At 69.2% G+C, this 13,452-nt stretch carries 14 protein-coding genes; 10 read left to right on the top strand and 4 right to left on the bottom strand.

The window, feature by feature from the left end; translation table 11 throughout:
• The first annotated feature begins 30 nt into the window (after positions 1–30).
• The 8 genes from OOB33_RS05540 to OOB33_RS05575 are packed head-to-tail and all read left to right on the top strand — an operon-like array spanning position 31 to position 7,960.
• A complete protein-coding gene (locus tag OOB33_RS05540) occupies positions 31–1,572 on the top strand; it encodes a GspE/PulE family protein (protein ID WP_271007966.1) in 1,542 nt (513 codons plus the stop codon).
• Positions 1,565–3,052, top strand: coding sequence for a hypothetical protein (locus OOB33_RS05545; RefSeq protein WP_271007967.1), 1,488 nt, complete (start codon positions 1,565–1,567; stop codon positions 3,050–3,052). The genes OOB33_RS05540 and OOB33_RS05545 overlap by 8 nt, the downstream gene beginning before the upstream one ends.
• Positions 3,049–3,621, top strand: a complete 573-nt coding sequence (locus tag OOB33_RS05550; protein ID WP_271007968.1) for a GspMb/PilO family protein — start codon at positions 3,049–3,051, stop codon at positions 3,619–3,621. The genes OOB33_RS05545 and OOB33_RS05550 overlap by 4 nt, the downstream gene beginning before the upstream one ends.
• The gene (locus OOB33_RS05555) at positions 3,618–4,208 is read left to right on the top strand and encodes a hypothetical protein (RefSeq protein ID WP_271007969.1); all 591 of its coding nucleotides are present in this window, start codon (positions 3,618–3,620) and stop codon (positions 4,206–4,208) included. The genes OOB33_RS05550 and OOB33_RS05555 overlap by 4 nt, the downstream gene beginning before the upstream one ends.
• On the top strand, positions 4,205–6,451 hold the full coding sequence (locus OOB33_RS05560) for a secretin N-terminal domain-containing protein (protein WP_171827250.1): 2,247 nt from the start codon (positions 4,205–4,207) through the stop codon (positions 6,449–6,451). Before OOB33_RS05555 ends, OOB33_RS05560 begins: the two co-directional genes overlap by 4 nt.
• A 32-nt stretch (positions 6,452–6,483) precedes the next feature.
• Complete coding sequence (locus tag OOB33_RS05565) at positions 6,484–6,972, top strand: type II secretion system protein (protein ID WP_271007970.1); 489 nt, start codon at positions 6,484–6,486, stop codon at positions 6,970–6,972.
• A 12-nt stretch (positions 6,973–6,984) separates the two neighbouring features.
• Positions 6,985–7,392, top strand: a complete 408-nt coding sequence (locus tag OOB33_RS05570; protein WP_102768553.1) for a type II secretion system protein — start codon at positions 6,985–6,987, stop codon at positions 7,390–7,392.
• 31 nt (positions 7,393–7,423) lie between these two features.
• On the top strand, positions 7,424–7,960 hold the full coding sequence (locus OOB33_RS05575; RefSeq protein WP_271007971.1) for a type II secretion system protein: 537 nt from the start codon (positions 7,424–7,426) through the stop codon (positions 7,958–7,960).
• A 25-nt stretch (positions 7,961–7,985) separates the two neighbouring features.
• On the opposite strand, the gene OOB33_RS05580 is transcribed toward OOB33_RS05575, so the two are convergent.
• Entirely contained in the window at positions 7,986–8,438 is a 453-nt protein-coding gene (locus OOB33_RS05580; protein ID WP_223696687.1) for a hypothetical protein, read from the bottom strand.
• 75 nt (positions 8,439–8,513) lie between these two features.
• Here OOB33_RS05580 and OOB33_RS05585 point away from each other — a divergent pair, with 75 nt between their 5' ends.
• Positions 8,514–9,080, top strand: a complete 567-nt coding sequence (locus tag OOB33_RS05585) for a CAP domain-containing protein (protein ID WP_271007972.1) — start codon at positions 8,514–8,516, stop codon at positions 9,078–9,080.
• 16 nt (positions 9,081–9,096) lie between these two features.
• Here the strand turns inward: OOB33_RS05585 and OOB33_RS05590 are convergent, their stop codons facing one another.
• From OOB33_RS05590 to mnmA, 3 genes are all read right to left on the bottom strand, one after another.
• Positions 9,097–9,816 carry a response regulator gene (locus OOB33_RS05590; RefSeq protein WP_102768551.1) on the bottom strand — a complete coding sequence of 240 codons (720 nt, stop codon included), beginning with the start codon at positions 9,814–9,816 and terminating at the stop codon, positions 9,097–9,099.
• Positions 9,813–11,123 carry a sensor histidine kinase gene (locus OOB33_RS05595; protein WP_102768550.1) on the bottom strand — a complete coding sequence of 437 codons (1,311 nt, stop codon included), beginning with the start codon at positions 11,121–11,123 and terminating at the stop codon, positions 9,813–9,815. The genes OOB33_RS05590 and OOB33_RS05595 overlap by 4 nt, the downstream gene beginning before the upstream one ends.
• A 113-nt stretch (positions 11,124–11,236) precedes the next feature.
• Entirely contained in the window at positions 11,237–12,364 is a 1,128-nt protein-coding gene (gene mnmA, locus OOB33_RS05600) for a tRNA 2-thiouridine(34) synthase MnmA (RefSeq protein WP_271007973.1), read from the bottom strand.
• Positions 12,365–12,553: 189 nt separating this feature from the next.
• On the opposite strand from mnmA, the gene OOB33_RS05605 reads away from it, so the two are divergent.
• Positions 12,554–13,429 carry a DUF535 family protein gene (locus OOB33_RS05605; RefSeq protein WP_171827248.1) on the top strand — a complete coding sequence of 292 codons (876 nt, stop codon included), beginning with the start codon at positions 12,554–12,556 and terminating at the stop codon, positions 13,427–13,429.
• Positions 13,430–13,452: the final 23 nt, after the last annotated feature.

Here is a 13,452-nt window from a genome sequence, read left to right on the forward strand (position 1 = left end):
TCCTTGGGGCGGCCCGGCGGAAGGCCAATCATGACCTTGTCCACCTCTGTGTTCTCTCTGGCCGATGTGCTGCCCCCCGAGCACGGCCCCTGGACCCTCGATTTCGAGCATTGGCCGCAGGCCCAGGCGCAGCGCTGGCGTGCGGTGCTGGCCGTGGGCGCCGGTGGCCGCAAGATGCTGCTGGGCGAGCGGGCGGCCGATGAGCTGCTGCTGCAAAGCGTCGAGTCCCGCCTTCAGGCCCCCGTTCGCTGGTTGCAGTGCGAGCCGGCCGCCATCAGCCATTGGCTGGGCGCCGGTGAGGCCGATTTCCGCGCGCTCAGCGATGTCGAGGAGTCGGTCATCGACGCCGAGGCCGGCGGCGCCACCGAGGAGCTCAGCGCCCTGGTCATGTCCGAGCAGGCCAGCCCGGTGGTGCGCCTGCTCAATGCCACGCTGTATGACGCGCTGCAGGACGGCGCCAGCGATGTGCACATCGAATGCACGGCGCGCGGCGCGGTGATCCGCTTCCGCGTCGACGGCGTCATGTCCATGGTGCGCAGTGTGGACGGTGCGGCCACGGCCGAGCAGCTGGTGTCGCGGCTCAAGGTCATGTCCGAGCTGGACATCGGCGAGCGCCGCCTGCCGCAGGACGGCCGTTTCAAGCTGCGCGTGCAGGGCCGCGAGGTCGACTTCCGCCTGTCCATCATGCCCAGCGTCTTCGGAGAAGACGCCGTGGTGCGGGTGCTGGACCGCGCCCGCATCGAGCAGACCGGCGGCAGCCTGACGCTCGATGCGCTCGGCTTCGACGCCGAGGAGCGCGCCGCCATCCGCCACCAGGCACGCCAGCCCCACGGCATGTTGCTGGTCACCGGCCCCACCGGCAGCGGCAAGACCACCACGCTCTATGCCACCCTGGCCGAGATCCACACCGGCGACGACAAGATCATCACCATCGAAGACCCGGTCGAGTACCAGCTGCCCGGCGTGGTGCAGATCCCGGTCAACGAGAAAAAAGGCCTGACCTTCTCGCGCGGCCTGCGCTCCATCCTGCGCCATGACCCCGACCGGGTGATGGTCGGCGAAATCCGTGACGCCGAAACGGCGCAGATCGCGGTGCAGGCGGCCTTGACCGGCCATCTGGTCTTCTCGACCGTGCACGCCAACAACGCCTTTGACGTGATCGGCCGCTTCATGCACATGGGCTTGGACCTTTACAACGTGGTCTCGGCCCTGAACGCCGTGCTGGCCCAGCGCCTGGTGCGCCTGACCTGCAAGCATTGCGCGCGCCCCTTCGAGCCCGATGCCGCCACCTTGGCGCGTTATGGCTTGCGCGCGGGCGAACACAGTTTCATGAAAGGCGAGGGCTGCGGCCATTGCCGTGGCACCGGCTACCGTGGCCGCCGCGCCGTGGCCGAGCTGCTCAAGCTCGACGATGGCCTGCGCGACCTGATTGCCGCGCGTTCGCCCATGTCGCAGATCAAGGAGGCCGCCCGTGCTCGCGGCATGAAGCCGCTGCGCGCCCTGGCCCTGCAGGCCGTGTGCCGTGGCGACACCACCTTTGAAGAGCTGGAACGAGTGACTCTGGATGAATAGCAGCCCTTCGCCCTCTTGGCTGGGCCGCCTGCAGCGGCGCTTGCGCGCCCGCCTGGCCCGGCCCCAGCCCCTGTTCCTCGGCGTCGACGGTGTGCAGGGCGCCGCGCTGAGCCGGCCCGAGGCCTGGGCCGACTGGTGCCGCGCCCATGCCGGCAGCGCCGTGCGCTTGAGCCTGTCCAGCCGCTTGCTGCATGAGCTGGTCTGCCAGCCGGGCCTGCCGCTGGACGACGAAGCCGCCTTGCTGGGCTACGCGCGCCAGCAGTTCGGGCAGTACTTCGGCGCCGCGGCCAAGACCTGGTCGTTGGCCAGCTGGCGCCTGGAGGCCGAGCCGCAAGCCGGCCTGGGCGAGCAATGCGGCGCCATCGCCCTGCATGGCTCGGCTGCCCAAGGCTGGCGCGAATTCGCGGCCGAGCACGGCGTGCGCCTGACCCAGGTGCAGCCGGCCTGGGCGCTGGCCTTGCAGCGTCTGGCTCAAGATGAACCGGAATGGCGCTCGGCCGAGCAGGCCGCCCTGGCCTGGCTGGAGGGTCAGGTCTTGACTTGGCTGACTTTGTCCTCGGGCCGTTTGGCCGGCCTGCGCCAGCTGCGCTTGCGTGAGGCCACCCCTGAGGCACTGGCTGAGCTGCTGCAAGAGTTGTTGCAAGCCCAGCCCGGCCTGCCCGCCGCCCAGGTGCACGTGATGGGCTACGGTCTGCAGGGCACCGGCACGGCGCTGAACCTGGGCCCGGCCCTGCGTCTGCAGGGCCGCCTCGATGCCGCGGCGCCCGATCTCGCGCAGTTGGAGCCCGGTGCCGCCGCGCCTTCGCGCCGCCTGCCCCGCCCCGATTTCCTCGGCGCGCCGCGCGAGCGCTCGCCCCTGGCCTGGCCGCTGGCCGCCACGGCCGCCCTAGTGCTGGCCACGGCCGGTTGGAGCGCCTGGCAGGCTTACACCGATCGCCTTCAGCAGCAAACCCAGCTGGCCCGGCTGAAGGCCACGCAAGCGGCGGCGCCGCGTGCCAAACCACAAACGACCCCTGTGGCCGCAGTGGCCGTGCCGGCGCGCGGCCGCGATGCCGGCAAGACCGCGCCCGATGCCAGCCGCCCGGCCCAGGAGGTGCAGGCCTTGCTGCGCCAGCCCTGGGAGGCCGTGCTGGTGCAGGTGGAGCAGGCCGGCGCGGCGCTCAAGCCAGCGCCCCTGGCCTGGCTGTCCATGGATGTGAACGGCTCGCGCCAGGAGCTGCGCCTGGAAGGCCTGGCCAGCGACAAGCTGCTGCCCCTGCAGCTGGTGGATCGCTTGGCGGCCGAGGCCGGCTGGCGCGATGTCATGCTCAGCCGCCTGCAGAACGCCGAACAAGGGCTGACGGGCCAGCGTTTCGAGCTGACGGCCAAGTTCCGCGGGGATCTGCTGCGCCGCCCTGTGGCGGCAGCGCCCGAATCGCCCGATGCCGCCGCCTCGGCAACGGCCCCGGCCAAGCGCAAGGCTGGGGAGGCCCGCCGATGAAGTACTCTGCCCTGAAATCACAGCTGCGCGCTCTCGGCGCGCCCGGCCTGTTCGCCGCGCTGGCGCTTGTGCTGGCCGCCGGCCTGGCCTGGCAGGGCCAGCGCTGGGAGCGCGAAGCCGCGGCCGACGCCGCCCGGGGTGACCGCCTGCGTGCCGAGCTTCGCCTGCAGCGCGCCTTGGCCCCGGCCAGCGCGGCCTCGGCTGCCGAACTGCCCAGCACGCCCGAGCAATGGCGCGAGACCCTGCCGGCCGCCAGCCAGCGGCAGCAGCGCCTGGCTGATCTGCTGGAGATGGGTTTGCGCCTGGGCCTGGTCAGCACTCGCACCGAGCACCGGCTGACGGTGGACGCGGCCAGCGGCCTGGAGCGCCTGCGCATCACCATGCCCCTGAGCGGCGGCTATGCCCAGCTGCGCCAGTACATCGAAGCGGCGCTGCGCCACGATCCGGCGCTGAGCCTGGACAGCCTCAAGCTGCGCCGCGCCAACCCGCAGGCGGCCGAGTTGGAGGCGGAACTGCAGTGGTCGCTGCACGGCCGTATGGAAACCAGCCCGGGAGGGGTCACCCGATGAGCCGCAGCCCTGTTGTCAGCGCAGCCAGCAAACCGGCGCTGAGCCCGCGTCACTATGTCCTGGCCGCGGGCCTGGCGCTGAGCATCGCGGCCGCCCTCTGGGCCGCACAGATCGAGCCCGAGGCGGCCGATCTGGCCCAGCCGGTGGCGTCGCAGCGCCGCGCGCCCGTCGCCTTGGGTACGGTCGCCTCGGCCGCCAAGCCGGGCATGGCTGCTGCGCCGCTGCCTGCGCCTCTCCCCGTCCCCAACTGGGCCCCCGCCGAACGCGGGGCCTGGGCCCCGGCGGCCGAGAGCCAGTTCGCCGCCTGGGCGCCGCCCGCCCCGCCGCCTCCACCGCCCGCGCCGCCGCCATCGCCCCCGGCCGAGCCGGTGGCGCCACCGTTTCCTTACCAATTGATTGGCCGCCTGGTCGAGGCCGAGGGCGCCGTGGCCCTGCTGTCCAGCCCGGCCAAGACCCTGGCCGTCAAGACCGGCGAGGTGATCGATGGCCAGTGGCGCGTCGATCAAATCCATGAACGCGGGCTGAACCTGACCTGGCTGCCCGCCAAGCTCACGCAGAGCGTCAACTTCCGAGCCGCAACCCCATGAAGCTGCAAGTCTCCACCTCTTCTCTGCCGTTCACGCGCCGCGCGTGGCCGCAGCCGGCGCTCCTGGCCTTGGGCGTGGCCCTGCTGCTCGCGGGCTGCGCCCACCCGGCTCTGCGCGAGGCCGATGAGCTCAGCCGCGCCAACCAGCTGACCCAGGCTTATGCCGTGCTCGACGCCGCCGCGCAGAAGGAGCCGAAGGACCACGCCCTGCGTGCGGCCCAGATCCGCGTCCGTACCCAGCTGAGCAACCGGCTGCTGATGCAGATCGAGGGCCTGCGTGCCAGCAGCCGCTGGGCCGAGGCGCAGACGGCCATGCAGAGCCTGCGCGAGATCGACCCCAAGCACCCGCGTCTGGCCTTTTTCGAAAGCGAGCTGCAACGCGGCCAGAAGCAGGAGGCCACCTTGCTGACCGCGCGCAGCCTGCTGCGCGAGGGCAAGCTGGAGCGAGTGGAAGCGATGGCGCGCGAGATCCTGTCTGAATCACCCCAGCACCCCGGCGCTCGCCTGCTGCTCAGCCAGGTCGCGCAGGCGCGGCCGCTGGAGCAGGGCAGCCTGGAACTGGGGCCGGGCTTTCAGAAGCCCGTCACGCTGGAGTTCCGCGATGCGCCCCTGCGCCAGGTCTTCGAAGCGCTGTCGCGCAGCTCCAATATCAATTTTGTGTTCGACAAGGATGTGCGCTCGGACAGCCGCATCACCATCTTCCTGCGCAATGTGACCCTGGACGAGGCCATGCGCGTGGTGCTCAACACCCAGCAGCTGGATCGCAAGCTGCTCAACGACAGCTCGGTGCTGATCTTCCCCAACACCAGCGCCAAGCAGCGTGAGCACCAGGAGCTGATCACCCGCACGCTTTATCTGGCTAACGCCGATGTCAAGCAGGTGCAGGCCATGGTGCGCACCATCGCCAAGGTGCGTGACATCCATGTCGACGAGCGCCTGAACCTGATGGTGGTGCGTGACACGCCCGAGGTGTTGCGCCTGGTGGAGCGACTGATTGCCTCGGTCGATCTGCCCGAGCCCGAGGTCATGCTCGATGTCGAGGTGATGGAACTGGCCACCGACCGTGTCGATGAGCTGGGCCTCAAATGGCCCGAGCAGCTCAGCTTCGGCCTGCCGGGCGCGACCGGCGGCCTGGCCACCGGCCAGGTGCCGATCGGCCAGCACAACGAGTTCCGCGGCTTCGTCGCCAACCCCGGCGTGGTGGCCAATCTGCGCGGCAGCAGCGGCAATGTGAACCTGCTGGCCAATCCGAAGATCCGTGTGCGCAACCGCGAGAAGGCCAAGGTCCACATCGGCCAGAAGCTGCCGGTCTTCACCACCACCACCAACTTCACCGGACAGACCTCGGTGGCGGCCTCGGTGTCCTATCTGGACATCGGCCTGAAGCTGGATGTCGAGCCCACCATCCAGCTCGACAACGATGTGGTCATCAAGGTCGGCCTGGAGGTCAGCAACTTGATCCGTCAGGTCACCGGCCCGGGTGGCACCACGGCCTACGAGATCGGCCAGCGCACCACCTCCACCACCTTGCGCCTGAACGATGGCGAGACCCAGGTGCTGGCCGGTCTGATCAATGACGAAGACCGGCGCACGGCCAGCGGCATTCCGGGTCTTTCGGGCATCCCGGTGCTGGGCAGCCTGTTCGGCTCGCGCAATGACACACGTGCCAAGACCGAGGTCGTGCTCCTGATCACGCCGCGCATCGTGCGCAATCTGGCCCTGCCCGAGGCCAGCCTGACCCGCACGCCCGGCGGCACCGATGCCTCGCCGGGTGCCTTCAGCGGCCTGTTGCGCTCCAGCGCCAAGGTCGGGGTCGGCCCCAGCGGTGGTGGCGGTGCCGCGCCCGCCTTGGCCGCACCGCGCGATGTCCAGGCTGCGGCAGCGGCGCCGGCGGCAGCTCCTTCGGCCGAAGCCACGGTGCGGCTGGAGGTCACGCCCCAGGTCACGCCCGGCGGCACCATCTCGGTGACGCTGCGCAATGAGTCGGGCTTCAGCATCCGTGGCGAGATCGAGTACGACGCCAATCTGCTGCAGTCCATGCAGGGTGGCATGACGCCGGGTCGGGTGCCGGTGGAGCTGCCCGCGCGCGGCGACAAGGTGCTGGTGATGCGCGCGCTGCCCGCTTCGACCGGCAAGGTCGTCTCCATCGAACTGGGCAGCGTGCAAGCCACCGGCCCGAATGGCGAGAGCAGCTCGGTGCGCCTGGAAGGCTCAGGCCTGGTGACGGTGGAGGCCGCGCGCTGAGCGTGCGAGCCTCGTTGACTCGAGTCCCTGCGGTGAACACTTTGCGCACATGCCCAAACGCTCGCGGCTTCACGCTGATCGAGATGCTGGTGGTGCTGGCCATGCTGGCCGTGCTGGCCACGGCGGCGCGGCCTCTGCTGGAGATGTCGGTGCAGCGCGCACGCGAGCATGAGTTGCGTTCCGGCCTGCGCCAGCTGCGCGGCGCGCTCGATGCCTACAAGAAGGCAGTCGAAGGCGGGCAGATCCGCAGCAGCCCTGAGGACAGCGGCTATCCGCCTGACCTGGAGTCCTTGGTCAAGGGCGTGGTGGATGTCAAAACCCCGGACAGCCGCAAGCTCTACTTTTTGCGCCGTCTGCCGCGTGATCCCTTTGCCGACCCAGCCCTGCCTGCCGCCGACACCTGGGGCTTGCGCGCCGCCGACAGCCCGCCCGACGAACCGCGCTCGGGCAAGGATGTGTTCGATGTCTATTCCCGCTCCGACCGTCGCGCACTCGACGGCACGCGCTTGCGTGATTGGTGAGGAGCCGCCGAGATGAACGCCCCCCGTCACACCTCCGCCCGAGGCCGCCCCCGTGGCTTCACCCTGATCGAGCTGATCGTGGTCATGGCCATCGTCGCCCTGCTGGCTTCCATCGCAGCACCGCGTTACTTCAACAGCTTGCAGAAGTCGCGCGAGACGGCGCTGCGCAGCTCGCTCCATGTGATGCGCGATGCCATCGACCAGTTTGCCGCCGACAAAGGGCGTTATCCCGATTCGCTGGAAGAGCTGGCCACGGCCCGCTACATCCGCGAGATCCCCGAAGACCCGCTAACCGGCAGCCGCGATGCCTGGGTCACCCTGCCGCCGCCCGGCGATATGCAGGCCAATGGCCAACTCTACGATGTGCGCAGCGGTGCCGCCGGCCGAGCCAGCGATGGCCGGCTGTTTGCGGATTGGTGAACCGGGTGGCTGGCTGGGAAGGATCTTGCTGATGCGTCGCCTCGCTCGCCAGCGCGCTTCGTGCGGCTTCACCTACCTGGGGCTGCTGTTCTTTGTTGCTCTGACAGCGGCGGCCCTGGCCGCTTTGGGTCAGGCCTGGAGCACGGCGGCACAGCGCGAACGCGAGCGCGAGCTTCAGTTCCGCGGCGAGGAGATTGCGCGCGCCATCCAGAGCTACCTCAAGGTCACGGGCGGCAACTCGCCGCAGTACCCGCGCACGATCGAGGATCTGCTGGTCGACCGGCGCGGCGTCAAACCTCTCCATCATCTGCGTCGCGCCTATGCGGACCCCTTCACCGGCAAGCCCGATTGGGTGCTGGTGCCCGAGCCCAGCCAGCCCGAGCGCTTCCATGCGGTGCACAGCCGTTCGGAGCGCGCCTTGTTGAAGGAGAGTCGGCCCGACGGCATGCCTCTGGACAAGGCCAGCGATTGGCTCTTTGTGGGGCGCCCACAAGGGGCGGCAGCGTCCAGTCCGGATCCGGCGGCCAGCGAGCCCCCGGTGGATCGCAACGGCCTGCCTTTGCGCTGACTGCCTGCGGGCCGGCCGGGTGCGTTTACCGGGCGCTTGCTCCGGCCGCCGCGCGCGGGCGCAGGGTGCAGCGCCCGGCCTGGCAGCGCGCGCCCGGGTCAGCTTCGAGGGCGCAGTTGGACATCATGCCGCTCTGACTTTGTTCGGCCCGGCGCGCCGCGGCCTGTTGATCGGCCAGGGCCTGGAGCTTCTTGCCGTCGCCGCTGTGCTGGCTGGACCAGGCGAGGTAGCCCTCGGGCCCGCCGCAGGCCTTGGCGCCCACGGCCAGGCTGTGGCATTGGGCATCGCTGCTGCAGCGCGCCTCGCCGATCTCGGCCTCCAGCGATTTCAGCAGGCGCTGGCTTTCAGGCGTGTTGCTGGCGGGCGCGCTGCTGCAGGCGCCGGCCAGCAGCGCCAGGGGCAGGGCGATCAGCAGGGCCAGCGGCCGGGCGCGCGGCCAGCTAGGGGTGAGGGGGGCGAACGACCGAGGGTGTTTCATCGCGGGCTCCGAGCTGAGGAGCTTCCAGCTTAGTCCTTCGAGGCGGCCCTGGGATTGGGTAGGATGCGCTCGCCCATGAAACGCCCGCATTTTTTCTTTTCCCGCGCACGCAGCGCCTGGCGCTTGCTGGGGCGATGGAGCTTGGCCCTGCCAATGGCAGGCCTGGGCTTGGCCTTGGCCCAGGCGGCCGAAGCGGGGGCGGCGAAATCCTGCCCCAGCGAGGCCGAGCTTCGCGCCGAGCTGGCGCGGCTCAATGCCTTCCGCGCCCTGCCTCAGTCCTGCGGCAGCCACCGCCTGCCGGCTGCGCCGGCCCTGCGTTGGGATGCCCGGCTGGAGGCTTCGGCCCTGGCCTTTGCCAGCGAGCTCTCGCACGGCGACCAGATCAGCCATCGCGGGCTCAAGGGCAGCAGCCTGCGCCAGCGCTTTCATCAAAGCGGTTATGTGATGCGCCGCGCCGGTGAAAACCTGGCCGCCGGCCAGGAAAGCTTGGATGAGGTGCTGGCCACCTGGACCCTGAGCGCCAGCCACTGCGAAAACCTGATGCAGGCCGAGTTCATCGACGCCGGCCTGGCCTGTGTGGTCGGCCCGGGGCGGTATGACCGCTACTGGGTCCTCCACCTCGGCCGGCCTGTCGAGCCTTAGCGGCAGGCCCGGCGCTTCAGATCCAACCCAGGTCGATCGCCCGCAACACCGCCTGCGTGCGGTCGCGCACGCCCATCTTGGAGAAGATGGCCGAGCAGTGGTTCTTGATCACGCCCTCGCTATTGCCCAGCAGGGCGGCGATCTCGGTGTTGCTGCGGCCGCTGGCGACCAAGCGCAGCACCTGCAGCTCCTTGGGCGAGAGCGGGTCGGGCTGTTCGGTGGCCAGGAAGGCGCGTTCGGCCGTGCTGGCCGGGCGCTCCATGCGGGTGGTCAGCGAGGGGCGCAGGGCGGTGCCGCCTTCGGCCACATCGCGCAGGGCCTGCACCAGGGTGTCGGTGCTGATGGCCTTGAGCAGAAAACCGCGGGCGCCGGCGCGCACGGCCTCGTCGAACACGGCCGCGTCGTCAAAAGTGGTGAGCAACACCACGGGGATGCTGAGCGCCCGCGCGGCCAGGGCGCGGATCAGGCCCAGGCCGTCCAGGCGCGGCATGCGCATGTCGGAGAGGATCAGGTCCGGCGGCTCGCCGCCCAGGCGGGCGATCTGTTCCAAGGCATCGGCGCCGTCGTTGGCTTCACCGACGATCTGGATGTCCTCATGCAGGGCAAGCAGGCCTTTGAGGCCATCGCGCACCAGCTGCTGGTCTTCCACCAGCAAGAGGCGAATGCTGCCCTTGGCCGCGGCTTGGGCGGCGCTGCTGGGCTTGAGTTGAGGAAGAGGGGGGATGGGGTTGTTCATGCTGTCCTTGGACACCGCAATTCAATTCGGAAACCGGGCTGGCTGCGCTGCACCTCCATGCGCCCGCCCAGCTCGCTCATGCGCTCGGCCATGCCTTGCAGACCGTTGCCCGGCTTGAGGTGGGTGGCACCCAGGCCGTTGTCGTCAATGCTGACGCGGACTTCCCCTTGTGGCAAGACGTCCGTGCCAAGACTCGTTTCGTGGGACTCAATGGCCACTTCGATGCTCACCCGCGAGGCGCGGGCGTGACGAACACTGTTGGTCACCGCCTCCTGCACGCAGCGCAGCAGGGCATGGGCCACGCGCGGGCTCAGGTCGCGAGCGGTGGGGGCGATGGTCAGTTCGATGTGTGTGCTGGCAATGCCGTCGACCAGAGCCTGCAAGGCGGTGCTGAGGTCGATGCGCTGCGAGCTGCGCTGCTGGCTGACGGCCTGGCGCACATCGGCCAGCAGATTGGCCGCACTCTGCCTCGCCTTGTCCACGGCCAGGGCTGCGCCTTCGCCATCGGCGCGCTGCAGCAGGGCGCTGCTCAGCTGCAGCTGCAGGTTCAGCGCGGTCAGGTGGTGGCCGACCACATCGTGCAGCTCGCGTGCCATCAGGGTGCGCTCGTTGTAGCGCAGCTGCTCGGCCTGCAACTGCTCGGCACTCAGGCGCTCGGCCAGCATGGCTTGCAGCCAGCGGCGTTTCTCGGATTCGGCGGCGGCCATGCGGCCCAGCCCGAAGGCCATGCCATGCAGGGCCACCATGGCCATCAGCAAGCCCATATTGTCCAGCCAGTTGGGCACGCCGCTGCTGCCCGGCGTCACCACCTCGGCCAGGGGCAGCAGCCAGTTCATGGCCAGGTTGATGCCGATCTGGGCCAGAGCGAAGAGGAAGGCGGTGCGCGCGCGCAGCAAGACAGCGGCCAGGGCCGTGACCAAAAAGGGCAGGCCCGGCGTCACGGCGATGGCCAGCAGATCGATCAGCACCAGGCGCAGCAGGGTGTTTGGGGGCGGCTGGTCGGCGCGGCCTTCACGGGCCAATCGCCAATAACCCCAGGCGAACAGCAGCACCAGGCTGAAGCAGCCGATCAGGAGGATGGGGTCGTTGCTGCTGCCGCCCCAACGCAGGTAGAGGGCCGGCACGGCGCCATCGTAGGCGTCGGTGCGGTAGCCCAGCAGGCCGGCGATGGCCGCAGCCAGCTCCAGCAGGCAGATCGACAGGGCGGCCACCCGCAGCACCACATTGGGTTGCGCCACGCGGGCCAGGATGCGGTCCAGTTGCTGGTCCAGCAAGCGCAGCGGAGAGGTGTTCAGCGGATTCTGCAAGGGGGCACTTTGTTCAGCGAGTCGGCAGGGTGCCACAGCGGGGTCGCTTCTGGCATGTGTGTTTGGTCATGCAGCCGCCCCGGGGCACCGAAGCAGGGGGCGGGAGGGGCGGCTCAGCCTGCGGCTGGCGCGGCGATGGCCTCGGCAATCACGCCGCCGCCCAGGCAGACCTCCCCGTCGTAGAGCACCAGGCTCTGGCCCGGGGTGACGGCCCATTGCGGCTGGGCAAAGTCCACGCGGCAGTGGCCTGCGGCCGGCGTATCGGGGTGGAAGGCGCAGGCGGCATCAGCCTGCCGATAGCGGGTCTTGGCGCCGAAACCGCCAAAAGCGGGCTGGGCATCGGTCCAGGACAGGTCGTCGGCGACCAGGGCCTGGCTCAGCAGCAGCGGGTGCTGGTGGCCTTGCACGACGATCAAGGTGTTTTTTTCCATGTCCTTGCGCGCCACGAACCAGGGCTCATGTTCGCCACCGCCGCGCGGCGTCCCTTTCTCCTTCACGCCGCCGATGCCCAGGCCCTGGCGCTGGCCCAGGGTGTAGAAGGACAGGCCGACATGCTCGCCCAGCTTGCGGCCGCGCTCGTCCTTGATCGGGCCGGGCTGGTGCGCCAGGTAGCGGTTCAGGAACTCACGGAAGGGCCGCTCGCCGATGAAGCAGATGCCGGTCGAGTCCTTCTTCTTGGCGTTCGGCAGGCCGATCTCCTCGGCGATGCGGCGCACCTCGGTCTTGTGCAGTTCGCCGACTGGGAACAGGGTCTTGGCCAGCTGGGCCTGGTTCAGGCGGTGCAGGAAGTAGCTCTGGTCCTTGCTGTTGTCCACGCCCTTGAGCAATTCCGTCCGGCCGTCGCGTTGGCGCACGCGAGCGTAATGGCCGGTGGCGATTTTCTCGGCGCCCAGGCGCATGGCGTGGTCGAGAAAGGCCTTGAACTTGATCTCGGCATTGCACAGCACATCGGGGTTGGGCGTGCGGCCGGCCTGGTACTCGCGCAGGAAGGCGGCGAAGACGCGATCCTTGTAGTCGGCGGCGAAGTTGACATGCTCGATCTCGATGCCGATCACATCGGCCACCGCGGCCGCGTCGACGAAGTCGATGTTGGAGGAACAGTACTCGCTGTCGTCATCGTCCTCCCAGTTCTTCATGAAGATGCCCACGACTTCGTGGCCGGCTTTTTTCAGCAGGTAGGCGGTGACGGCGGAATCGACGCCGCCGGACAGGCCGACGACGATGCGTTGCTTGGAGTTCATGGCCGCGATTGTCCCGCAAGGTCCGCGCACCCCGCCCTGGTGCCGGCTTTCGCACCGGCTTGGGGCGGTGCTTGACACCCGCAAATGCGGGGCAAATCGTTGTTAACAGAACTTTACAATCCGCGCCGATCTGTGGTTTCCCTGTTTTTCCTTGAATCGGCGGCGTTCTGCGCCCCGCGAGCGCCGGCCATGAAGCTGCATCCCTTTCGAATCACCCCTCACTGCGAACGCATCAGCGCCAAAGATCGCTTCAAGATCTATCTGGGCGCTCTGCTGCACCCGACCCAAACGCAACGCTGGCTGAACTTTGTCAGCGCCCACCCGGTGCTGATGGGGGCAGTGCGCGAGCACCCCAAGCTGCTGAGCAAGATCTACCGCCCGTATTTTTCGCGTCGCCTCGGTTGCGCACGCCGGGTGGAGCTGCTGATGGATCACTACGGTTTCATGCTCGAGCAGGGCCTGGAGCCGGTTCTGGCCCGGGCGGCACGCGAGAACCTGGTGCTCTGTGAGCTGAGTGGCAAGTCGGGCGCGACCTTCCAGGTCGAGCTCTCGGCCGTTCACGAAGGCCATCGCGAAGGGGATCTCTGCCTGCGTCTGATGCTGGACGGCGAGATGGTGTTCAGCGCCTCCTTTGTCTTCATGCGCCGCCAGGGCAAGCCTTGCGTGGCCATCGGCCGCCTGCAGGGCGGGCGCTGCGAGGGCTCGCGTGAGCTGGTGCGCCGCGCCACCAAGGACTTCTACGGCTGCCGCCCCGGCGTGGTGCTGGTGCAGGCGGTGCGGCAGATCGGCGCCTCGCTCGGCTGCGAGCGCCTGATCTTGATCAGCAACCGCGATCGTGTGGCGCTCAACCCCTGGCGCCGCCGCAAGATCAGCTCCAACTACGACGCCTTGTGGGGCGAGATCGGTGCGCGACCCAGTGAGTGCGGCAGTTTCGAGCTGCGCTGCGACGAGGTGCCTCAGCCGGCTCTGGAAGAGGTGCCTTCGCGCAAGCGTACCGAGGTCAAGCGCAAGTTCGCCATGCTGGATGCCATGTACGCGGGCTTGCGGCTGCAGCCGCCGGCCTGAGCTGGTACACCGCCTTGCTCGGA

It is taken from the genome of Paucibacter sp. B51, from assembly GCF_027863535.1.
GTDB classification, from domain to species: Bacteria; Pseudomonadota; Gammaproteobacteria; order Burkholderiales; family Burkholderiaceae_C; genus Paucibacter_A; species Paucibacter_A aquatilis.